General features: G+C 71.7%; 18 protein-coding genes. 7 read left to right on the top strand and 11 right to left on the bottom strand.

Features of this window, described 5'->3' with window-relative positions:
• Positions 1 to 10: 10 nt before the first annotated feature.
• From ABD907_RS00545 to ABD907_RS00535, 3 genes are read right to left on the bottom strand one after another with little or no spacing between them, the layout of a single operon-like run.
• The gene (locus ABD907_RS00545) at positions 11 to 559 is read right to left on the bottom strand and encodes a hypothetical protein (protein WP_345214535.1); all 549 of its coding nucleotides are present in this window, start codon (positions 557 to 559) and stop codon (positions 11 to 13) included.
• A 20-nt stretch (positions 560 to 579) separates the two neighbouring features.
• The gene (locus ABD907_RS00540) at positions 580 to 1077 is read right to left on the bottom strand and encodes a pyruvoyl-dependent arginine decarboxylase (RefSeq protein ID WP_345214534.1); all 498 of its coding nucleotides are present in this window, start codon (positions 1075 to 1077) and stop codon (positions 580 to 582) included.
• A 45-nt stretch (positions 1078 to 1122) separates the two neighbouring features.
• Positions 1123 to 3231 (bottom strand): sensor histidine kinase, encoded by a 2109-nt coding sequence (locus tag ABD907_RS00535; protein ID WP_345214533.1) that lies wholly within the window; start codon positions 3229 to 3231, stop codon positions 1123 to 1125.
• 114 nt (positions 3232 to 3345) lie between these two features.
• On the opposite strand from ABD907_RS00535, the gene ABD907_RS00530 reads away from it, so the two are divergent.
• The 3 genes from ABD907_RS00530 to ABD907_RS00520 all read left to right on the top strand — a co-directional run bounded on the left by ABD907_RS00530 (position 3346) and on the right by ABD907_RS00520 (position 5011).
• On the top strand, positions 3346 to 3726 hold the full coding sequence (locus ABD907_RS00530) for a response regulator (RefSeq protein ID WP_345214532.1): 381 nt from the start codon (positions 3346 to 3348) through the stop codon (positions 3724 to 3726).
• Positions 3723 to 4049, top strand: a complete 327-nt coding sequence (locus ABD907_RS00525) for an Hpt domain-containing protein (protein WP_345214531.1) — start codon at positions 3723 to 3725, stop codon at positions 4047 to 4049. The genes ABD907_RS00530 and ABD907_RS00525 overlap by 4 nt, the downstream gene beginning before the upstream one ends.
• 185 nt (positions 4050 to 4234) lie before the next feature.
• Entirely contained in the window at positions 4235 to 5011 is a 777-nt protein-coding gene (locus ABD907_RS00520) for a response regulator transcription factor (protein ID WP_345214530.1), read from the top strand.
• On the opposite strand, the gene ABD907_RS00515 is transcribed toward ABD907_RS00520, so the two are convergent.
• The 7 genes from ABD907_RS00515 to ABD907_RS00485 all read right to left on the bottom strand — a co-directional run bounded on the left by ABD907_RS00515 (position 4968) and on the right by ABD907_RS00485 (position 15266).
• Entirely contained in the window at positions 4968 to 5441 is a 474-nt protein-coding gene (locus ABD907_RS00515; protein WP_345214529.1) for a hypothetical protein, read from the bottom strand. The two genes, ABD907_RS00520 and ABD907_RS00515, sit on opposite strands and share 44 nt — an antisense overlap.
• A 318-nt stretch (positions 5442 to 5759) precedes the next feature.
• Positions 5760 to 7025, bottom strand: coding sequence for an MFS transporter (locus ABD907_RS00510; RefSeq protein WP_345214528.1), 1266 nt, complete (start codon positions 7023 to 7025; stop codon positions 5760 to 5762).
• A gap of 126 nt (positions 7026 to 7151) precedes the next feature.
• Positions 7152 to 8213, bottom strand: coding sequence for an ice-binding family protein (locus ABD907_RS00505; RefSeq protein ID WP_345214527.1), 1062 nt, complete (start codon positions 8211 to 8213; stop codon positions 7152 to 7154).
• Between the two features lie 440 nt (positions 8214 to 8653).
• A complete protein-coding gene (locus tag ABD907_RS00500; RefSeq protein WP_345214526.1) occupies positions 8654 to 11722 on the bottom strand; it encodes a sacsin N-terminal ATP-binding-like domain-containing protein in 3069 nt (1022 codons plus the stop codon).
• On the bottom strand, positions 11719 to 12549 hold the full coding sequence (locus tag ABD907_RS00495) for a DUF3027 domain-containing protein (RefSeq protein ID WP_345214525.1): 831 nt from the start codon (positions 12547 to 12549) through the stop codon (positions 11719 to 11721). The genes ABD907_RS00500 and ABD907_RS00495 overlap by 4 nt, the downstream gene beginning before the upstream one ends.
• Positions 12550 to 12697: 148 nt before the next feature.
• Positions 12698 to 13642: an epimerase gene (locus ABD907_RS00490; RefSeq protein WP_345214524.1), complete on the bottom strand. Its 945-nt coding sequence runs from the start codon at positions 13640 to 13642 to the stop codon at positions 12698 to 12700.
• Positions 13643 to 13925: 283 nt separating this feature from the next.
• Positions 13926 to 15266 carry a phenylacetate--CoA ligase family protein gene (locus ABD907_RS00485; protein WP_345214523.1) on the bottom strand — a complete coding sequence of 447 codons (1341 nt, stop codon included), beginning with the start codon at positions 15264 to 15266 and terminating at the stop codon, positions 13926 to 13928.
• A gap of 108 nt (positions 15267 to 15374) precedes the next feature.
• Here ABD907_RS00485 and ABD907_RS00480 point away from each other — a divergent pair, with 108 nt between their 5' ends.
• A complete protein-coding gene (locus ABD907_RS00480; protein WP_345214522.1) occupies positions 15375 to 16130 on the top strand; it encodes an IclR family transcriptional regulator in 756 nt (251 codons plus the stop codon).
• Positions 16131 to 16241: 111 nt separating this feature from the next.
• On the opposite strand, the gene ABD907_RS00475 is transcribed toward ABD907_RS00480, so the two are convergent.
• Positions 16242 to 17600 carry a M20 family metallopeptidase gene (locus ABD907_RS00475; protein WP_345214521.1) on the bottom strand — a complete coding sequence of 453 codons (1359 nt, stop codon included), beginning with the start codon at positions 17598 to 17600 and terminating at the stop codon, positions 16242 to 16244.
• A 248-nt stretch (positions 17601 to 17848) separates the two neighbouring features.
• Between ABD907_RS00475 and ABD907_RS00470 the strand changes: the two genes are divergently transcribed.
• From ABD907_RS00470 to ABD907_RS00460, 3 genes are all read left to right on the top strand, one after another.
• Positions 17849 to 19417 carry an AbgT family transporter gene (locus ABD907_RS00470; RefSeq protein WP_345214520.1) on the top strand — a complete coding sequence of 523 codons (1569 nt, stop codon included), beginning with the start codon at positions 17849 to 17851 and terminating at the stop codon, positions 19415 to 19417.
• A 178-nt stretch (positions 19418 to 19595) separates the two neighbouring features.
• The gene (locus ABD907_RS00465) at positions 19596 to 20603 is read left to right on the top strand and encodes an ATP-grasp domain-containing protein (protein WP_345214519.1); all 1008 of its coding nucleotides are present in this window, start codon (positions 19596 to 19598) and stop codon (positions 20601 to 20603) included.
• A gap of 195 nt (positions 20604 to 20798) precedes the next feature.
• Positions 20799 to 21542, top strand: coding sequence for a DinB family protein (locus ABD907_RS00460; protein ID WP_345214518.1), 744 nt, complete (start codon positions 20799 to 20801; stop codon positions 21540 to 21542).
• Positions 21543 to 21594: the final 52 nt, after the last annotated feature.

The following is a 21594-nucleotide window of genomic DNA, read 5'->3' as shown; positions in this document are numbered from 1 at the left end:
CCGGTGCACATCAGGTCCCGGTGCGCGTCCCGTGGAAGGTGGCCGCGTAGTACGTCTGCACGTCGACTCGGTCGACGTCGAGGTCGCACGTGCGTCGGGCCCGCGCGAACAGGTGCTCGGCGAACCGCAGGGTCTCGTCGTTGTAGCGGCTGACGTCGTAGGCACACACGACCCGGTCGGTCGCGAGGATCTCGATCAGGCTGTCCAGCATGTCGACGAAGACGAGACTGCGTCGCTGCCCGGGATGAGCGAGCGTGAACCCGACGTAGTAGATCGCGCCGCGGGCGGCATGCTCCGGGTAGCGGCGGACGTGGAAATCGCGGCTGATCCACGGCACGGCCGCGAGGTCCGTGGCAAGAGTCGTGAGGCCGACGGCGTGACCCTCGTGGTTGCGGGCGAGAAGCTTGAGGATGCGTTCGTCGCGCATCTCCTCGTCGAACTCCTCGCGGGTCAGGACATGCCGCGCCGCGGCGCGTGTGGCGAGCGGCTCGAACGCGGCCAGGTACGTCGGCCAGAACTCCTCGGCCATCTCGTCCGGCAGGACGCGGGACGTGCTCACCTCCGCGCGTCTCGGGGGGGTCACGACGCAGACCAGCCCTGGGCGACGTAGGACGCGACGACGACGGCACACACCGGCTCCCGCTCGCACATCACCGAGGCGAACACCCGGCCGGCCTCGGTGTACCCGCCACTGCGGCCCGCGACGAGGTCCTCGAGCGATGCGGTGAGGTCCCGGTCGACCTGGTCCCGGGACGGGCCGTCGTGCTCGACGAACAGCCCGGCGCCGCTGCCGTCATCGCGCAGCGCCCACGCGATCCCGGCCCAGCCCTCGTGGTAGGGAAGCTCGGCATGTGCCGCCGCGTACACGCAGTAGAGACGGTCGCCGTGGCGGCCGACGAGCTGGTCGGTGAATGCAACCTCGCGCACCTCGCTCCCGGGCGGGATCACAGAGCTCAGCCGGATGAGGTTGAAGTCGGCGACCCCTGCGCCCCGGAGCGCCGCGTCGAAAGCCGACAGCTGGGTCCGTCCCGCGCCCGATCCTGCGCTCACCCGGATCGTTGGTGCGTCGTCACGCATGCGCGGCTCCACCGTGCTCCCTTCATCGTCCTTCACCACCACGGGCTATCGTTCCACCTTGTCGCCGCGCTCCGGTACGTCGACCGGCTGCGGTTCCTCGACGCGGGGAAGCGTGACGTAGAACGTCGACCACATCCCCGGCGAGCTGGTCGCCCAGATCCGTCCACCGTGACGCTCGACGATGCTGCGGCAGATCGCCAGGCCGAGGCCCGTCCCGCCCTTCTCACGTGCGTCGGACGTGTCGACCTGCTCGAACCGTCCGAAAATCCTCTCCAGGCGGTCCTGAGGGATCCCGCGACCGTGGTCGGTGACCCGGAACTCGACGAACGCGCCCGACGGGCGGGCGGCGATGGTCACCTCGGATCCGCGGGGCGAGAACTTGACCGCGTTGCCGAGCAGGTTGATGAAGGTCTGGACGATGCGGTCGGCGTCGGCGTGAACTCGTCCGACGACGTCACCGAGCCGCAACGACACACCCTCGGAGTCGGCGACGCCCCGCACCTGGTCGACGGCCGCCTCGACGAGGTTCCTGGCCTCCTGCTCCACCGGTTCGATGGGTGTCGCTCCGGCCTCGATCCGTTCGACCTCGAGAATGTCGTTGATGAGCCGAGAGAGACGTTCGCTGCTCTCCAGGGCGATCGAGACCATCCGGTGCGCCTGCGGCGTCATCTCACCCGCCGCACCGCCGACGAGCAGCCCCAGGGAACCCCGGATCGACGTGAGCGGCGTGCGGAGCTCGTGCGAGACGACCGACACGAACTCGTTCTTCAACCGGTCCACCTCGCGCCGCTGCGTCATGTCACGAAAGACCACCACGGCGCCGAGGATCACGGATCCGCCCCGCAGCGGACTCGCGGTGACCTCGACCGGGATGTCCTTGCCGTCCACCCGCCGGTAGATGTCCTCCTCCGCCGACGCGGTGACGCCGTCGCGGATGGCTTCGGTGATGTAGCAACCGTCGGCGGGGAACGGCCTGCCATTGGCACCCGGTGCGTGGAACGTCGCGTGCGCGTCCCGACCGACGAGAGCCGCCGTGGCGTAACCGAGCGTCCGTGCCGCGGCAGGATTGACGAACGTCACCCGGCCGTCGGTGTCGACGCCGTAGATGCCGTCACCGACCGAGGACAGCATGAGCTCGGTGGACAGCGTCATCGTGCGCAGCTCGGTCGTCCGGGCGCGCACGCGCCCTTCCAGCTCCTGGCGGAGGCGTTCGTTGTCGATGACGAGGATCGTCTGGCGCGTCGCGACGGCGCCGAGGATGACGATCCACAGGATCACGGCCACGACGCTCCACGGCCGGGTACTCATGGTGGCCACGCCGACCGCCGCGGCGACGATGAACAGGGAGAACGTGAGCACGGTCGCCGCGATCGGCGACGACTCGTCCTGGCGCAGCTTGCGCGGCTGACCGACGGCGCCGGGATGCCGGGCGGCGAGTCCGCCGAGGGCGTACCCGGTGATCCAGCCGAGGTCGACCGGGGTGCCGAGGTTGAAGGCGGTGATGCCGAGGATCGCGTACGAGAGGTCGGCGAGGGCGTAGAGCACGAAGCTGAGCCCGACGAGCACCAGCGGCACGCGGTCGGAGCGCGAGCTCCGAGCGATGAGGAAGACCGCGAGCGCCGCCAGCACGGCATCGAGCAGCGGGAAGATCAGAGCCAGCACGCTGGCCAGCGTCGGTCCACCGTTCAGCTGCCGCTCGGGAAAAACCGCGACGGCCGCGATGAACAGCACCGAGCCGCCGACGACGACGCCGTCGAGGACCATCCGTGCCACGCGGCTGCGGCGCACCGGGCTCGACGGGAACGACAGCAGCGCCAACACACCGATCAGCAGGGCGCCGAGGTAGGCGAGGTCGCCGGTCTGGGTGGTCCCGCTGAACCACGCCACAGCGTTGCCGGCAAAGCCGACGTAGCCGGCTGCGGCGAGCAGCGCCCAGGCCCGTCTGCGTCGCCCGACGGACCGCTTGGCCGTCAGCAGGCAGCTCGTCGCAGCGACCAACGCGGTCACCGGGAGGACGGCGGCGGAGAACCCGCTACGGGCTTCCTCCGGGATGCCGCTCAGGAGGACCGTGAGACTGGCCAACACCCACAGGGCGACGATGCCGGCCCACTGCTGGAAGTTCGCACCACGGACCTGCACCCGCTCTGCCGCCATGGCGAGAGCCTAGCGAGGCACATCACCAGTGCGTGGTGAGGCTCGGCGACCGGAGGAGTAACGTCGCGGTTGTCGGTTCGAGGGGCGGACCGACGTCGGTGACCAGGGGGAGCTATGCGGCCGGGACATGCGCTCGTCGTCGATGACGACGAGACCATCCGTGAGGTGGCACAGCTGGCGCTCGAGCTAGTCGGCGGCTGGCGTGTCTCCACGGCCGCCAACGGCACGGAGGCGGTCCGGCTCGCCCGGACCGAACGCCCCGACGTCATCCTGCTCGACGTGATGATGCCGGTCGTCGATGGCCCCGCGACTCTGGACAAGCTCCGTGAGGACACCTGGACGCGCGACATCCCGGTCGTCTACCTGACCGCGAAGGCGAACCCCGAGCAAGAGTACGAGTGGGTCCCGGGCGGCGCGACCGGGGTGATCGCCAAGCCGTTCGACCCGATGACGCTCGCGGACGACGTCTCACGTCTGCTCGAGCAGGTGCCATGACGCAGGAGGATCCCGTCGACGTCGCGCTGGCCCAGATCTCCCGGCGTGCGGCGATGCGGAACCGGGAACGCGCCGAGCACCTGAACCGGATCTGCACGGACCTGGGTCCCGGCACGCCCGGCCAGGCCTGGGATGAGGCGGCCGAGCTCGCACACCAGGTTGCGGGGTCGAGCGGCACGTTCGGCAACGCTGCCGCGAGCGCGATCGCGCGGGAGCTGCTCGCCGCGCTGCGTGCCCGAGACCTTGCGGCCGTCCCCCCACACATGGCCGCGCTGACGGCGGCGCTCGCGGGGCCGGGACCCGCGACCAGTCCTCGCCACTAGCGCGGCCGGGTCACCCGGTCGGCCGCCCGACTCCTCCGCCGGGGCCGGCTACGACACGGTGCTCTGACGAAGCAGCCCCGACGAAGCAGCCTGTGCCGCACGGTGGTCCCGGCCGCCGGACAGGTTTGCGACGCCAACCTCCTGAATCACCGGACGGGGGTCGGGATTGTTGTTACGTTCGGGACGTGACCGAACCGGAGCACCGGGTCGCCGTCGTTATCGAGGACGACCCCGACATCAGGTTCCTCCTCGAGACGACGCTGTCGCACGCCGGTTTCGAGGTCCGCACGACCGCGGAAGGGACGGACGGCGTGGCGCTGGTGCGCGCCCACCACCCCCTCGTGACCACCCTCGACATCGCCTTGCCGGACATCGACGGGTTGGAAGTCGCACGGCGGATCCGGAAGTTCTCGACCACGTATCTCGTCATGCTGACCGCCCGGGACGAGGAGATCGACACGCTGCTCGGCCTGGACGCGGGTGCCGACGACTACGTCACCAAGCCCTTCCGCCCGCGCGAGCTGCGTGCGCGGATCGAGGCGATGCTGCGCCGTCCGCGGCAGCTCGATGAGCTGTCCGTCAGCGGCACACCCCGCGACGTTGCCGGTCCGCCATCCGACGAAAGTACGCAGCCGGCCCATCGCGTACTGACGCACGAACGGCTCGTGGTCGACGTCGATGCCCGCACCGCCGAGCTGGACGGCCGCTCGGTCGACCTCACCCGTACGGAGTTCGACCTGCTTGTCGCGCTCCTCGAGGGACCGGGCCGCGTCCTCCGCAAGGACGAGCTGGTCGTCAGGGCGTGGGCCGACAACTACGACGCCGGTTCCCTCATCTCCGATGCCGACCGGCACGCTGTCGAGGTCCACGTCGCCAATCTGCGCAGAAAGCTGGGCGAAGGCACCGAACGCCCGCGGTTCATCCAGACAGTGCGCGGAGTCGGCTACCGCCTGCGTCGGTGATCCGACCGGGTGACTCATCGTCGAATACCGACAGCGTCGCGCAGGCGACCTTCGCCAGCCGGGTGAGGCCCGCACTCCCCGGCGTGGGCCCGCCGTGGCCGGTGGCGGCCGCCCAGTCCAGCGCAATCCCGTTGAGACAGGATGCCCCCACCATCGCGGATGTCGACGCCAGGCTCTGTGCGACGTCGCACTCGCGGCGCAGGTCTCCGGACGCCATGGCCAGCTGCAGCTGGACGACACGGATCGGCAGCTCGTGCACGTATCGCCGAACGAAGTTCTCGGTGGCTTCCTCCCCCAGATCTTCGACGAGAGCCTGCAGCGCACGCGGATCGAGGAGCACCTCGTACACCTGTGCCCTGCCGCCCACCGTCACGACCTCGTGCATCACCATGCTGACCCGGGACGCCTGCTTCCAGGGCCGCCGGATCATGCCAGCACCCCCCGCTGCCGGCGCAGAAGCTCCTTCAACGTCCCGAGCGTGCGGACGTTCGGCGACCACGCCATGTCGCAGGTGATGCCTGGCATCGCTGTCGTCTCCTCTGTGAGTTTCGACCGTCGGCCGGAAAGGTCCCCGGCCGGCGTCGGTACGGGTGGCGCAGGGCCGGTTCTGGCCTGTTTCCCGCATTCTGTCGGTGGCACCTCAGCCGAGGATCCGCACAGGCGCACGCTCGGCCAAGAAGTTCCTCAGGATTCGTCCACCCAGCCTTGAGGGAACGTTGAGGCGGTCGGAGCGGTGAGTACGGGCAGATCAGCGGTCGCCGATCCCTGCCCGACGGCGGGTGGTCCGGTTCGCGTGGACGGTCCAGCGCGGCACCCACCTGGCCAGCGCCGCGGACGCGCACGGCCCGAGCGCGCCGGTCACCCAGATCCCCGCGGCCAGGGAGCCGAGGGCCGCGCCTCCGGAGACGATGAGCGGCCCGAGGGCCATCCCGGAGTCCTGGAGCACCCGCCACATGCCCAGGAACCGAGCGCGACCCACGCCCGGTGCGACGTCGGAGCCCAGCGTCATCAGGATGCCCGAGCTCATTCCGTTGCCCAGGCCGAGCAGTCCGGCGGTGACGGCCAGGCCGGTCGCCGACCCGGTGAACGGCAGCGCCACCATGGCGGCACCCATGACGAGCATCGAGGGCACGCCGATCCACAGGCGGCCCATCCGGTCCATGACCTTCCCGGCCGGGTAGAACAGCAGCATGTCGATCCCACCGGCGAGCCCGAAGATCAGGGAGATGACGGCCGGGTCGAGCCCGAGGTGCTCGCCCCACAGCGGGATGACCGTCTGCCGGGCGCCGCGCACGCAGCCGACGAGGACGACGGCGAGGCCCAGCGACGTGAGCATCGAGCGGTGCGTGCGCAGCATCTCGGCCAGGCCGGGTGCCGGTCCGGCGGCGGAGGCCACGGCGTCGGGTCCGCGTGTCCCCGGCTTGTCCCGGGTCACGGCGATGGTGATCGTCGCGGCGACCGCGGTGCCGGCGCCGAGCAGGTACGCATGGTGGACCTGTCCGCCGTGGATCACGAGCGCCCCGGCGAACGGGCCGACGAACTGCGCGATCCGGTGGATGCCACCGAGCGTGGACAGCACCCGCGCGCGCTGCAGCGGCGGCGTGATCTCGGTCAGGTACGAGTGCCGGGCGAGGTTGTAGACCGCCGACGCCGCACCGACCGCGAGCACGGCGATCCCGAGCGTGACCAGGCCCGGTGACAACGCCGCTCCGGCGAACGCGAACGCCGCGACGAGACCGGCGATGATCATCGCCCGCCGGTCACCGATGCGGGTGGCGAGCGCTCCGGCCGGGATGTCGGCGAGGATCTGCCCGATCGGCATCAGGGCCGCGACAACGCCCGCCGTGGCGAGGTCGGCACCGCGGGCGACCGCCGAGGGGGCGATGATCGGCAGCATCGCGCCGAGCCCGACGCCGAAGACGAACGTCGGCACGAAGGCGCCGAGCACGACGGTCCGCATCGGGAACATCGGAGCGCGGTAGGCCCCGTCGCCGTTCGACGTCGGTGCAGGCACACCGCCATCATGACGCGGCGGGCGGCCAGCTTCTCGGCCGGGTCGCCACGTGGACGCGTGCCTCGGGTGCAGTCGGGCCCGCAGGGTCCGGTCGCGAGCTCGCGCAGAGATCCCGCCTGGCGCGGCCTACTGCAGTCGGCTGCGGCGGATCAGGACGAGGCCACCGAGGAGGAGCAGCGCGCCCAACCCGAGCAGTGCACCGGCTCCGGCCCCAGGCCCCGTTTCCGGGAGCTCCGACTGCCCGCTTCCGTCGTCCCCGTCGGCGTCGCTGTCGGCGTTGGTGGTGCCGGCGTCGGTGCCGGTGTCAGTGCCGTCCGCAGCAGCATCCGCGTCAGTGCCGTCCGCAGCAGCATCCGCGTCAGTGCCGTCCGCAGCAGCATCCGCGTCAGTGCCGTCCGCAGCAGCATCCGCGTCAGTGCCGTCCGCAGCAGCATCCGCGTCAGTCCCGTCAGCATCGGCCTCAGCATCAGTATCTGCGTCAGTGCCGTCAGCATCGGCCTCAGCATCGGGACTGCCGTCGGCATCTGCCTCACCATCGGGGCTGCCGTCGGCATCTGCCTCAGCATCGGCGTCGTCATCCGTCTCACAGCCCGGCGGGGTGAAGACGTTGGTGTCCAAGGAGACTTGCCCGTTGCGGGCCAGGGCACGACCTTCGACGGTCGTGCCGGTGGTCACCGAGATCGACGTCAACGCCATGATCGTCCCCGTGAAGGTCGACCCGGTGCCTAGCGTGGCCGAGCTGCCGACCTGCCAGAACACGTTGCAGGCCTGAGCACCGTTGGTCAGGAGGACGTTGCTTGCCGAGCCGGTGATCAGGGTGGAGGCGACCTGGAAGATGAAGACGGAGTTCGGGTCGCCTTGACCGTCCAACGTCAGCGTTCCGTTCAGCTCCAGAGGGCCGGTGGAGTTGTAGACCCCTGCGGTCAATGTCTCACCGACAAGGTCTCCGCTGACCGAGGCCGTCGGGGCGAGGCCCGCCGCGTCGTCGTAGGCGGCCACGAGGTCCTCCTGGGCTTGGGCGGCGTGCGCGTCGCCTTCATGCACCGCTCCGCCGACCGTGATCTCGGAAAGTCCTGTGATAGCGGTCCCCGGGCTCACCCCGACGTCGCCGCTCAGAGTGGTCGGGCCGGTGTTGGTCACCGTCTGCCCGCCCAGCACGGAGTAGCTCTGCGCTGTGCCGAGGCCCACTGTCGCAGGGGCAGCGGATGCTCCGAGCGCCGGTGCCGACACCAGGCCCATCAACACCAGGAGAAACGCCACCAGGCCGGAACCGGCGACCGTGGTCCGACGGGCGGCGGGACGTGACGTCCCAGAACCGTGCTTGGACGGGTAAACCCTCATTGTGCTGCCTTCCGACGCTCGAGCGGCACGCCTCCACAGGAGCGTCAAGAAACGGCGATCCGAAGCGAGCAATCCGTCGGATCTCGGCCAGTACGACTGTCCGACCCCCCGACATTCTCACAATACGCCCTAAACGCATTACCGGCGCGGTGGCGCGGCGAAACCTCGACGCATGAGACGAATTCTCGATTTTTTGCTCGAAATCGATCGGAAGCGCCATGATCGCTCAATCCTCGTGCCGCGACGCCGAATTGTCACCGGCCGTTGCCGTGATCAGGTCTTTTGCCTCACGCGTCGTCGCCGGCCGACTCGGCGAGCACGTCGTCGACGCTCTGCGGATCGGTCAGCACGTCCTCGAGGCGGTGGCGCAATGACCAGTCGCCGGCGGCGTGGGCGAGGGCGCGCGCCAGCCCGGTGGTCGTCGTCGCCCAGGCGGTTCGAGCGCTGACCCACCACTCGACCGGCCGGCCCGCCACGGTGACCTCGTCGCACTCGACCCACTCGCCGGGGGCGGCCGGAACGATCACGAGCGCCCCGGGCGGCGTCGGGGTCAGCCGCTCCCCCGTCACCTGCGGCTCGCAGTCCTCGGCGACGTCGAGGTCCAGCAGGTCCGCAACCGCCTCGACCAGGTGCTGGGGGGCGGGCAGCACGGCGCGAACCTGCGCCCACATCGGGGTGCCGACCACGACGTCATCCGCCGGCGCCATACCTGCGGCGCCGTCGGCGAGAGCAGGCACCGAGTCGGGCGGGGTCAGCCGCGCGCCCGTTGCGGCGGCGCGGGCGAGGCCCCGCCACAGGGCGAGCGCGTCCGCCATGGCGAGAGCGCCGTCGTCGGGCCAGTGGTCGAGGTACCCGTCCCACTCCGCCGGGTCGAGGTCCGCCAGGTCGCCGACGGCCCCGACGGCGGCCAGGACGGCGTCGTCGAGCGTCTCGGTGCCGTCCGGCGCGGCCGGGACGAAGGGCACCCGGCCGGTGGCCCGCGGGTGGGCGAACGGGGCGCCGAGCTCCTCGCGCAGCCACCACGCGGTGTACGACGGCGCCGTGGTCACCGCGCCGGCGCCTCCGGAGGTGGCGCGCGCCTTGGTGAGCAGGGCCTCCCGGGCACCAGGATCCTGGGCGATGCGCGTCAGCAGGCGCGGCCAGACGCCGGCGGTGCCGTCGGTGACCGCGTCCAGGTCGGCCACGACGGCGACATCCCCCACCCACGCGCCGGAGCCGAGGAGGTCCGCCAGGTGGGCGAGGTAGTCCTCCCAGCCCTCGAGCGCGACGTCGTCGGCGGCGGCCGGTTCGGCGACGACGTCCCGCACCACGGTGGTGACGAGATCGGCGCGGACGCCGGCCGCCCGCAGCGCGGACTCTCCCCAGTGCTCGACGAGCGCGGGGTGCACGGGGTCGAGCGCGTCCAGGACCTCCGCCGCCCAGGAACCGGGGGCAGCGAGGTCGGCCGCGCGGGCGGATTCGCCGTTGGCCGCGGGCAGCGGCAGGTCGGCGAGCCAGTCGGGCAGCACGACGTCCTCGCCGCGGACCTCGACGGCCTGCCGGACCAGATCGAGCACGCCGGCGACGATGGAGGAGACACCGGCCGGCCCGGACTCGGCGGCTTCGGCCCCGGCTGGCGTGACCGCGTCCGAGGCGACCTCGCCCTCGACGGCCGCCTGGACGGCGGGCTGCTCGAGGAGCGTGACGGCGTCGGCCTCCAGCGCCCCGAGCGTGACCAGGGCCGGATGTGCCGCCCTCGGGTGGACGATGCGCAGCCCGGGCAGGTGGACCGGGAGGACGCCGAACTCCGGGGTGGGCAGCCGGAGGCCGCGTGGTCCGTGCGCGAACGTATCGCCGTCGTGCAGCGGTACGGGCAACCCCGCGAGGGCCTCCCGGTGGGCGGCGGCGTGCGGTGCCAGCGTGGCGTACAGGGCGCGCCAGGTGTCCGCGTCCCCCGTGGTCGGCAGGGTCTGGACGATGTCGGCCAGCTCTCGGAGCGCGACGCCGAGCGTGCGTGCCTGGGCGGTGCGGCCGGTGGGGATGTGGACGAGTCCGCCGACCATGGGCGCGAGCGCGGCGAGGACCTGCTCGTCCTGCCCGACCGGTCCGGTGATCGCCTGCGCCGCGCGGGCCGGGATCAGCTCACCGGTGCCGACCTCGGTCAGCAGCTCGGTGCGCTGCAGGGCGGCGAGGGCGGCGGCGTGCAGGGCGCCGTCGAGCGCGCCCGCCGGCAGGGCGGTCGGGACGAGGGCGAGGGGGTCGCCGGCACCCGCGCTGCCGGCTCTGCCGGTGGTGAGCCGAGCCGCGAGGTCGGCGTAGGCGTCGCCGGCGCGGGCCACCAGGTAGTCCGTCACCGGGCCGGTGGCGACGCGTCGGCGAGTCGGGTCGAGCGGGAAGGTGGCGATGAGCAGGGCGGGCAGCGTGCTCGGGTCGTCGGTGGGCGTGGGGGCGTGGACCAGCCGCTGCTCGGGTGGAGGCGCACCGGCGAGCGCAGGCTGGCCGAAGGGCAGTGCCCAGGTCAGGGACCAGCCGGTGCGTTCCCGGTCCTCGACCGGCCGGTCCGCGAGCAGCTCGGCGGTCAGCGTCCCGTCGGCCCGGACGCTGCGCCAACGAGCGGTGACGTCGCTGATCGTGCGGGACGGTGCGTCGTCGACCTCGATGCGGACCGCGCCGAGCGCCGGCAGCGCGAGGAGCAGCACGTCGTCGGCGGCAGCGAGCGCGTCGTGGATCGCGTCCCGCTCGGCGGTGCCGCGCAGGGTGAGCCGGACCGCCGTGGTGAAGCCGTCCGGGACGTCCGGGCGCTCGTCGGGAAACGGCAGGCGCAGGGCGGGCAGGTCGCCGTGGCGGCGGACGGCCTCGTCGGCGAGCGCGGGGAGGTCCCGGGCGGCGTCGTCGAGCGCAGCACGGGTCCTGGCGAGGGAGAACGCGATCCCGGCGGCACCGCCGGGCGTGCGAGTGGCGACGCGGATCTCGTCGCTGACGGACCGGACGGCGGAGAAGCCGACGCCGAAGCGACCGACCGTGTCCTGGGTGTGCTTGGCGGAGGCGCGCAGGCTGGCCAGGGCCGCCACGCCGTCGGCGGTCAGCGGGGCGCCGGTGTTCGCGGCGAGCAGCTCTCCGCCCTCGGGCGTGGTGGTCAGGCACAGCAGGAGCTGGCCGGGTCCTGCGGACGGGCCGGCGGCGTTGCCTGCATCCGCGGCGTTCTGGGCCAGCTCGACGACGACACGGTCGCGGTAGGAGCCGCGGGCGTGGTCTTCCTCGAGGTTGGCGTCCTGGCGCAGTCTGGAGGGGTCACGCCGCCAGGTGGCGAGGGTTGCCTCGCGGAGTGCGGCGGTGCCGAACGGGTCGTGCTCGACCGGCTCGACCGGGCCGCTCATGTGCTGTCTGCGTCGCCGTCCGCGGGTGAGGGGGCGGTCGCGGGTGAGGGGCTGGTCGAGATCGAGACCACCTCGAGGTCACGCTCGTTCACGACGGGCTCGGAGGTCTGCCACAGTGAGTCGGGCTCGGGACCGCGGGTCTCCGAGTGCGCTCCGCAGCCGTGGTCCATGGAGACGACGGTGCCGTCGTCGGGCGACCACTCGTTGGCGCACACACCGAAGACCAGACGCGGCGAGCCGGCGAGCTTCATGAAGAATCCGCAGGTGGAGCACTGGTCCTTCGCGGCCTTCGCGGTGGGTGCTGTCGGGCCATGGTCGCCGTCGTACCAGCGGTTCAGCGCCTGGGTGCGGCCCTCCGGGGAGAGCACCCGGGGACGGCCGAGGCCAAGCTCGAAGATGGCGAGCTCGTCGGCGTCCTCACCGGTGGCCTCGTAGCCCTGCTCGAGGCGCTCGTCCTGCTCGACGTAGGGCAGGACGTCGCCGGGTCCCACGTCCTCCGGGCTGAGCCGCTCCGCCCACGGCAGCCACTCGGGGGCGACGAGCGCGTCCTCGCCGGGCAGCAGCTCGACCTCGCAGACGGTGGCGGTGCGCCCGCGCGGCGGGCGGGCGACGGTGACGGCCCAGTGCCAGCCGCGGTAGCCGGGGACCAGCGACTCGAAGACGTGCGTGAGGAGGCGTTCCCCCTCGATGATCACGCCGCGGTGCTCGCCGACCTGTCCCGGGAGCGCCAGGTCCTCGGCGGCGGCGCGGGCGAGGTCGACGGCTCCGGCGAGCACCGCTTCCTTGGCGGGGGCGGTGGTCACGCGGGACTTGGTGGCTGGAGGCACCCGACCAGTCTAAGGTCCAGCGCGGTTCGGTGGTCACCGGCGGGAACCAACCGGTGAGCCCCTCAAAGTGGTCGTTGGGAACGGCCATTTCGTCGGGCTGAGTGACCGTCGTGGGCCTGAGCGGGCCGTCGGCGGGTGGTGGCAGTCCTCAACGGCTCGTCACCTCGGCGAGGGCGGCGCCGAAAGTGGGGTACCTGAACTCCCAGGCCCGCTCGGCCAGCACCTCGGACGTGGTGTGCCGACCGGTCAGCGCGAGCAACGGGTCCGTGCGCAGGAGGACGCTGCCGAGGTGCACCAGCGGTGCCGGTGTCGGGATACCGACCGAGCGGCCGGCCGCCCGCCGCAGCCCCGCCATCATCTCGCTGTTGCGCACGGGACGGTCCGACGCCGCGATGACCGGGCCGGGCGGCAGGTCGACGCCGGGTTCGAGGCCGAGGGCGGCGCGGACGATGCGCAGCCAGTCGGCGACGTGGATCCAGCTGAACCACTGCCGGCCGTGGCCGACGGTGCCGCCCACGCCGAGCCGCACGAGGAGCATCAGCCGGTCGAGCGCCGGGGTGTGGGCGTCGAGCACCACCGAGGTGCGCAGCAGCACCAGGTGGTCGGTGTTGGCGCCGGACGCGGCCTCCTCCCAGGGCTGTGCCACGCCGGTCATCTGCGGCAGCCCGTCGGCGGGGACGGGGCTGGACTCGGTGAGCGGCTGGTCGCCGGCGTCGGAGTAGATCGCCGTCGTGGAGGCCTGCACCCATCGCGCGACCGGCTCGTCCAGTCCCCGGCTGGCCTGGACCAGGGCGCGCGTGGCCCGGACGCGGGAGTCGCGCAGCGCGGCGATGTTCGCCCGGGTGGGACGGCAGTCGACCAGCTTGCCGGCGAGGTTCACGACGGCGACCCCGCCGTCCGCCGTCGTCCTCAGCTCGGCGGCCCAGGGCCCGACGGTACGGCCGTCCCACCTCAGCTCACGCACCACGGCGGAGCCGTAGCCGACCCGTCCCGGGGATCGGGTGAGCACGACGACCTCGTGGCCACGGCCGGACAGGTCCGCCGCGAGTGCCCGGCCGAGCGAGCCGGAGCCGCCGGCGATGAGGATCTTCATGGCTCCACGATGCCAGCCGAGACCGGTACCGCGAGGGCTACTCGACCACCATCGACGGCAACCAGGTCACCAGGTCGGGCACCAGGATCAGCAGTGCCACCACGGCGAGAACCACCAGCACGGACGGCACGATGCCGCGGAAGACGGTCTCGAGCTCGATGCCGGATGACGAAGAGGATCGCGAACCAGGCGCCGTCGTAGCCGACGTCGCTGATCATCGGGTGGACCAGGGGCACGACGACGGCGAGGATCGGCGGCACGTCCAGGGTGCCGATCCAGAGGTCTACTGCGGTTCGCCCACGTAGGTGAGGGCGTTCTTGTGCACGCCGAGCGGGATGGAGTCCGGTTCCAGCAGCTCGACCGCGACACGGACGCGCAACGACGTGCGCACCGCCTCCTCGACCTCCTTGCGGAACCCGTCCGGGTCGGCGTCGTCGGGTGGCAGCTCGATCTCGAGCGGGATGGGGTCGTCGAAGCGCACCTGGTCGACGCTGTCCTTGCGAACGCGCATGGGTCCGGCCACGCGGTCCACGAAGCGAGCCATGACGACGTCCCGGATGTCGCTGGGGAAGACGTTCATGGCCTTGTAGATGAGCATGTCGTCCGTGCGTCCGATGCAGCTGACGCGTGGGCTGGTGCGACCGCAGTCGCAGCTCGTCCCGACGACGCGCATGTGGTCCCGCGAGCGGTAACGCACCACGGGCGTCGCCTCGCGGGTGAAGGTCGTGTAGACAGCCTCGCCGGTCGCGCCGTCGGCCCACTCCACCGGGGCACTGGTGCTCGGGTCCACGAGCTCGACGTGGACGTCCCTGCTCGCGGTGAAGTGCATGCCGTCGCCGGAGCCGCACTGGGACCACAGGCCGGAGAGGACGTCCCCGAGCCCCATCACCTCACTGAGGCGCTCGGCGCCCCAGGCGTTCACGACGCGCGAGCGCGCCTGCGGCTGGCTCATGCCGGGCTCTCCCCCGGCCACGATCCGCCGGATGGGGAGGTCCGTGGCCGGGTAGCCCAGGACCTCCTCGCACCGGTCGGAGAAGAAGGACACGAAGGACGCCGTACCCATGAGGGTGTCGACCCGCAGGAGCTCCAGCAGCCGGCACATCCGTTCGGTGGTCTGCCCGCCGACCCAGGCCAGGGTCGCGCCGGTCCTGCGGATCGCGTCGCCGTAGGGCATCCCGCCGGCGACCATCGGCATACCGGTGGTGAGGGCGACGACGTTTCCGGGCCCGACGCCGGCGGTCGTCAGCCAGTTCGCGAGCGAGTCCGTCCAGCGTTCCAGGTCGGCCGCGGTCAGGCCGAAGAAGGTGGGGCTGCCGGTGGTCCCGGAGGAGCCGATCACCTGGACGATCGCGTCGCTCGGCACGGACTGCATCGCGCCGAGGAGCTGGTCGGGCCCGCGCTCTCGCTGGGACCGGCGGACGTCTTCCTTGCTGGTGAACGGGATCTGGTGCCAGGCGTCGTCACGGGCGGCCTCGGCGACCGGGGCCTCGGCGAGGTGCTCGGCGTAGAAAGACGATCGCTCCTTGAGCGCCGAGAGGAACACGGGCATGCTCGCGCGTTGCCACTCGAGGATCTCTTGCCACGGACGCGCGTCGAGCTCCGGATCCCACAGCCGCTCCGCCATGTACCTCTCCCCAGTCGGGTCGGCGCACAGCCTCGGTGCCGGGCGTCGACGGGTTCACGGTAGACAAGGGGTTCCCCCAACGTGCAATAGCAAGGGTACTTTTCCATAATGAGGAACGAGGGGCGCGCGCAGCTGGGATCCGTCGACCGAGCCCTCCAGCTGGTGCTGCTGCTGCGCACCGGTGAGGTGCTCTCGGTCAGCTCCGCGGCCGCCCGGCTGCAGATCGCGCCGTCGACCGCGCACCGGCTGCTCACGGCGTTGGTGAGGCGGGGTTTCGCCACGCAGGGTGCCGACCGTCGGTACCGCGCGGGACCGGAGACGACGTCGGGGGTGATGCCCGCCGTCGCCCTGCCACGCCTGAAGGCGGCGGCGAGCCCGGTGATGCACGACGTCAGTGCGCAGGTGCAGGAGACGGTGCAGCTGGTCGTGCTCGACGGGCAGCACGTCCACTACCTCCATGGCGTGGAGCCCGACCGCGCCCTGAAGATCTCCGCGGCGATCGACCAGGCGCTCCCGGCGCACTGCTCCGGCGGCGGCAAGGCGATGCTGGCGGACCTGAGCGCCGACGACCTGGACCGCGTCTACGCCCGGGACTTCCCGGCGTCGGTGAACCCGCTCATCTCGACGTACGAGGAGCTCGCCGGGCACCTGGTCAAGGTGCGCACGGACGGCTACGGGACCACGTTCGACGAGCACGAGGACGGGATCTCCGGCGTCGGCGTCGCGATCCGCGACTCCGACGGGCGCAGCATGGGCGCCATCACCGTGGCCGTTCCCACCACCCGCTTCGTCGAGGAGGCGATCCCGGCGTGGGTGCGCGCGCTGCGCAAGGCGTCTCTCGAGATCTCGGCGCGCCTGGAGTAGCGCCGGCGCGCCGGACTCCCCCCGCCCCGCGCCGAGAGCGGCCATCTGCACCGGAAGCAGCCGTTCAAGCAGCAGCACTCGGTGCGATCGGCCGCTCTCGGTATGGCCGATTCAGCCGAAGTAGCGCTCGACGTCGATCGGGCCGCCCTGTGCCGCGAACTCCTCGTGCACGGCCGCCCGCAGGTCGGCGTCGCAGAGGTAGTCCAGGGCGGTCATCGCCAGCCCGGCCGCCCCGTCGAGCGCGGCGGAGGACGCCGCCGGGCCGCCGGCCGCCTCGGCGAACTCCGCCGTGTGCAGCGCGACGCCGGACTCCGCGACCTTGATGAGCGGGTGGATGCCGGGGACCCGGAAGCTGACGTTCCCGAAGTCCGTGGACGCCGCGATCGTCTCCGAGAGGACACCGCTGGGCAGCGGGTCACGGCCCCGGCGGCGCTGCGCGGCGACCCAGCGGCCGGTGAGCGTGTGGTTGGTGCGCACCGGCAGGCTGGGCGCGGCGCCGTCGTCCCAGCCGATCTCCACCTCGGTGCCGGTCATCAGGGCGGCGCCGCGGGCGACGTCGTCCAGCCGGTCCGACAGATCGCGAAGCGTGTCCGGGTACTTCGACCGGGCGTACAGCCGCATGACGGCGCGTTCGGTGACGACGTTGGGGCTGGTACCGCCCTCGGTGATGGTGGCGTGGATGCGGTCCGCGGGCGTGATCTGCTGGCGCAGCAGGCCGATGCCCTGGTACGCGAGGGATGCGGCGTCGAGGGCGTTGCGGCCCATGAACGGCTGCGCGGAGGCGTGCGCCGAGCGCCCGGTGAAGGTCCACGTGAGCAGGCGCCGCCCCAGCCAGACCTGGTCGGCGGAGTCGACGCCGTACGGGTGAACCATGATCGCGGCGTCGATGCCGTCCAGCGCGCCGTTGCGGGCGAGGATCTCTTTCCCGCTGCTGCCCTCCTCCGCGGGCGTGCCGAGCAGCACCACCCGGCCGGCGGGTGCGTCGTCGGCACCCATGACCTTCCGCAGGGCGAGGAACGCACCGACGCCGGCCGCCGCGATGACGTTGTGGCCGCACCCGTGCCCGATGCCGGGGAGCGCGTCGTACTCGGCGCAGATGGCGATGGTCGGGCCGCTGCCCGCGGACCCGAGCTCGGCGCGGAACGCCGTCGAGAGGCCGTGCACACCCAGCTCCGCGCTGACCCCGTGGCGCGCGAGCACCTCGACGAGGAATCGCGCGCTCTCGTGCTCCTCGAACGCCGTCTCGGGGCGGGCGTGCAGGGTGCAGGCGATCTCCGTGATGTCGTCCGCGAGCCGCCGGACGGCCTGCTCGGCGATATCCGCCAGGGCGGCCGGTGCGCCGCCGTCCTCGGCCGTGGCCGTGCCGGCCGGCGATGCGGCGACGGCGCGACGTTCCCGCTGTTCCGTCTCCGCGACGATGTGGTCGAGGTAAGCGGTGCTCGGGGCGTTCGGCCGGGTCATGTCGTTCATCGTAAGGACGGCCGGTCTCGATCTGGCGGTGAGGGAGTCGGCAGGTGTCTCGCGCACTGGCCGGTCGTGGCCGTCCAGCGCTCACAGGATCCACATCGCGGACGTGGTGTACCAGGGCAAGCAGCGCCCCTAGGCAGCGCCCCTAGGCTTCCGGGCACACGCCGCGGTGCGTCCGAAACCTGGGCAGATCCGCGCCGGTCGAATGTCGAGCACGGGCCCGCCGTGGCGGGCCGCAGAGGGGGAATCGCGTGAGTACCGCAACGACCACCACCCGCGCGGACCGGTTCCTCGCCGGGATCGAACGTGCCGGGAACAAGCTTCCCGAGCCGTTCACCCTGTTCCTCATCCTCTTCGGTTTCGTGGCCGTCGCGTCCACGTTCATGGCGCTCGCCGGGACGAGCGTGCGGATGCCGGGCAGCGACGAGGTCACCGAGGTCAACGGCTTCTTCACCGCCGAGGGGCTGACCTGGTTCACCGAGAACATCGGTGCCAACTACATCGGTTTCCCGCCCCTGGTGACGGTGCTGCCGATCCTGCTCGCGGTCGGAGTGGCGGAGAAGTCCGGCATGCTGGCCACCGCGATCCGCACCACCTTCGGGTCGGCCCCGCGGTGGGCGCTGCCCTACGCCGTCGGACTGGTGGGTGTGCTGGGCAACGTCATGTCGGACACGGCGTTCATCGTGATCCCGCCGTTGGCTGCGATGGTGTTCCGCGCGGCCGGCCGCCACCCGGTGGCGGGTCTGCTCGGCGGCTTCGCGGCCGCCGGCGCCGGCTACTCGACGAACATCCTCGTCACGAGCATCGACGCGCTCTTCGCCGGCATCACGAGCTCCGTCGCCGAGATCCTGCCGAACCCGGGCGACCCGGTGAACCCGGTGTCGAACTGGTACTACAACATCGTCGCCGCGATCTTCCTCGCCGCGCTCGCCGGGTTCCTCATCGACAGGGTCCTCGAGCCACGGCTGGTGCGCCAGGGCGTGCCGGTGGACCGGAGCGCCACGGACGAGGACGACGGCGGCGCAGCGGCCGCCGACGAGGGCGTCACCGCGGACACCACGCCGCGGGAGCGCCGCGCCCTGGTCGTCGCCGTCGTCGTGGCGCTCGTGACGGCCGCGATCATGGTGCTCGCCGTCGTGCTTCCCGGTTCGCCGTGGCGGAACGAGGAGGGCGGCTTCCTGCCCTCGTCCCCGCTGCTCAGCTCGATCGTCTTCATCGTCTTCACGCTGTTCATCGTCCCGGGCATCGCCTACGGCAAGGTGGCGGGAACGGTCACGTCCGTGGCGGACGTGCCGAAGATGTTCGGGCAGGCCCTGAAGGACATGGTGGGCTTCCTGGTCATCGCCTTCGTCCTCGGCCAGTTCATCGCCCTGTTCAACTGGACCGGCATCGGGTCCTGGATCGCCGTCACCGGCGCCAACGGGCTCGAGTCGATCGGCCTGACCGGCTACGGCGCGATCCTCGGTTTCCTGGTCGTGGCGTCGCTGCTCAACCTGTTCATCATCTCCGGGTCCTCGCTCTGGACCCTCATGGCGGCCGTGTTCGTGCCGATGTTCGCGCTCATCGGGTACGAGCCGGGATTCACCCAGGCCGCTTTCCGTGTCGGCGACTCCGCCACGCAGATCATCACCCCGCTGAACCCCTACATGATCGTCCTGCTGACGTTCCTTCGGCGGTGGGAACCGGACGCCGGCCTGGGCACCGTGATGGCGCGGCTGCTGCCGTTCACCGTCTGCTTCTGGCTGGTGTGGGCCGCGATCCTGACGGTGTTCTTCTTCCTGGACCTGCCGATCGGGCCGGGAAACGGCATCTTCCTGTAAGCGCTGACGGCTCTCCGGCACGTGCGCCGCGCACTCGGCTTCGAGCCTGACTTTCGGTCGTTGCCGACGACCAGGACGTCAGGTTCGAGGCCGGCTACCGCCGAGGGTCGGAATACCGGCGAGCATCGACCCGCTGTCGTTGGCAGCCGCACGGCAGCACCCGAGACGAAGGACGACCGTGACCGAGCCCTCGAGCACCCCGAAGATCTATGCCCTGCACGAGAACCCGGAGTGGTTCCCGCCGTTCGCCGAGGCGTTCGCCACCGAAGGGCTGCCCATGGAGGAGTGGCTGCTGACCGAGGGGACGATCGACCTCGACAGCGCTCCGCCGGAGGGAATCTTCTGGTCCCGGATCAGCGCCTCCGCGCACACCCGCGACCACGGGCTCAGCAAGGACTACACCCGGGCGGTGCTGTCCTGGCTCGAGGCGCACGGACGCCGCGTGGTCAACGGCCGCCGAGTGCTCGAGCTGGAGATGAGCAAGGTCGACCAGCTCACGCAGCTGCGTGCCGCCGGGATCGCCACCCCGCGCACCGTCGCGGCGATCGGCCGCGACCAGATCCTCACCGCGGCGAAGGACTTTCCGACGCCGTTCGTCACCAAGCACAACCAGGGCGGCAAGGGCCTGGGGATACGCCGGTTCGACGACGTCGCGGACCTCGCGGAGTACGTGCGCTCCGAGGAGTTCGAGGAGCCCCAGGACGGCATCACCCTGATCCAGGAATACGTCCCGCCGGCCGACGGATCGATCACCCGCGTGGAGCTGGTCGGCGGCGAGTTCGTCTACGCCATCCGCGCCGACACCGTGCGCGGCGGCTTCCAGCTGTGCCCCGCCGACGCCTGCGAGATCGACCCGGACACGGGCAAGCCGGTCATCCCACCGGGGGCAACCCTGGCGCCCGAGCCGGGCCAGAGCCTGTTCTCGCTGCGGGAGGGCTTCGATCACCCGATCGTCGAGCAGTACCTCGAGTTCCTGCGCCGGGTGGGCGTGGAGATCGCCGGCATCGAGTTCATCAAGACCATCGACGGGCGCCTGCTCACCTACGACGTCAACACCAACACCAACTACAACGGTGACGTCGAGGCGGTGGCGCCGCGCTCCGGGCCGAGGCAGATCGCGCGGTACCTCGGCGGGCTGCTGCGGGAGGCGTACCCGTCGGTCCAGACGGTGCCCGCCGAGCGTTGAACTTGCGGAGCTGACGTTCGGTCGACGGCGTGGGCCACCGATCCGTCCCGAGGCTTCCGCCGAAGCGCCTGGACGCTTCCGCTGAAGCGCCGTCCGGGTCACGCTTCCGCTGAAGCGCCCTTCCCGACGGCGGCCGACACCGCGCGACGGCCCCGCGCCCTGGTCGGTGTGGGCAACCGGGTCTACCGTCCGATCATGGTTGAGCACACCGGTCAGGACCTTCGCGGCTCGAGGTTCGCCAACTCGGACCTGCGAGACAGCTGGTTCCGCGAGGTCGACATGCGCGGGACGCATTTCCGCGGAGTGTTCCTGATGGACGCCGAGATCGACGGCGAGATCGACGGGCTGACGATCCACGGCGTCGAGGTCGCCCCGCTGGTCGAGGCCGAGCTCGACCGACGACATCCCGAGCGGGCGGCCCTGCGGGCGACCACACCGGAAGAGCTGCGCGCCGGCTGGGCCGGTCTCGAAGGCATGTGGGCAGCCACGCTCGAGCGGGTCGCCGCGATGCCGCCGGAGACGACCGACATCTCGGTCGACGGCGAGTGGTCGTTCTCCCAGACGCTGCGGCACCTGGTGCTCGCCACCGACGCGTGGCTCGGCCTCGCCGTGCTGCAGCGGGAGAACCCGTTCCACCCGCTCGGTGTGCTGTTCTCGGAGTGGAGGGGCCACGAGGCCGAGCTCGGCATCGACGCCGACGCCTCGCCGTCGTACGCGCAGGTGCTCGAGGCTCGGGAGGACCGTGCCGCGATGGTGCGGGACTTCCTTGCCCACGTCACCGCCGACGAGCTCGCGGCGGCGAGCGGCGCGAGACCGCCGTGGGAGAAGCACGGCAGCCCCACGACGCTCGAGTGCCTCCAGGTCGTCATGAACGAGGAGTGGCAGCACCACCGGTTCGCTGTGCGTGACCTCGGCGCGATCGAGGCCGGCCGGGTCTGATCAGGCGTCGGTAGGAAGCGGCGCCTTCCCTCCGCTCCGGCTCGACGGGCTC

This window comes from Georgenia halophila, from assembly GCF_039541595.1.
The sequence above is the reverse complement of the archived record's forward strand: the minus strand, read 5'-3'. Positions and strand labels throughout refer to the sequence as shown.

What these genes read in the sequence shown, in the direction of transcription:
- ABD907_RS00535 (WP_345214533.1), bottom strand. Translation starts at nt 3,231, where the DNA reads ATGGCGGCAGAGCGGGTGCAGGTCCGTGGTGCGAACTTCCAGCAGTGG.
- ABD907_RS00500 (WP_345214526.1), bottom strand. Translation starts at nt 11,722, where the DNA reads ATGAGCGGCCCGGTCGAGCCGGTCGAGCACGACCCGTTCGGCACCGCC.
- ABD907_RS00540 (WP_345214534.1), bottom strand. Translation starts at nt 1,077, where the DNA reads ATGCGTGACGACGCACCAACGATCCGGGTGAGCGCAGGATCGGGCGCG.
- ABD907_RS00530 (WP_345214532.1), top strand. Translation starts at nt 3,346, where the DNA reads ATGCGGCCGGGACATGCGCTCGTCGTCGATGACGACGAGACCATCCGT.
- ABD907_RS00480 (WP_345214522.1), top strand. Translation starts at nt 15,375, where the DNA reads ATGAGGAACGAGGGGCGCGCGCAGCTGGGATCCGTCGACCGAGCCCTC.
- ABD907_RS00525 (WP_345214531.1), top strand. Translation starts at nt 3,723, where the DNA reads ATGACGCAGGAGGATCCCGTCGACGTCGCGCTGGCCCAGATCTCCCGG.
- ABD907_RS00485 (WP_345214523.1), bottom strand. Translation starts at nt 15,266, where the DNA reads ATGGCGGAGCGGCTGTGGGATCCGGAGCTCGACGCGCGTCCGTGGCAA.
- ABD907_RS00475 (WP_345214521.1), bottom strand. Translation starts at nt 17,600, where the DNA reads ATGAACGACATGACCCGGCCGAACGCCCCGAGCACCGCTTACCTCGAC.
- ABD907_RS00490 (WP_345214524.1), bottom strand. Translation starts at nt 13,642, where the DNA reads ATGAAGATCCTCATCGCCGGCGGCTCCGGCTCGCTCGGCCGGGCACTC.
- ABD907_RS00515 (WP_345214529.1), bottom strand. Translation starts at nt 5,441, where the DNA reads ATGATCCGGCGGCCCTGGAAGCAGGCGTCCCGGGTCAGCATGGTGATG.
- ABD907_RS00460 (WP_345214518.1), top strand. Translation starts at nt 20,799, where the DNA reads ATGGTTGAGCACACCGGTCAGGACCTTCGCGGCTCGAGGTTCGCCAAC.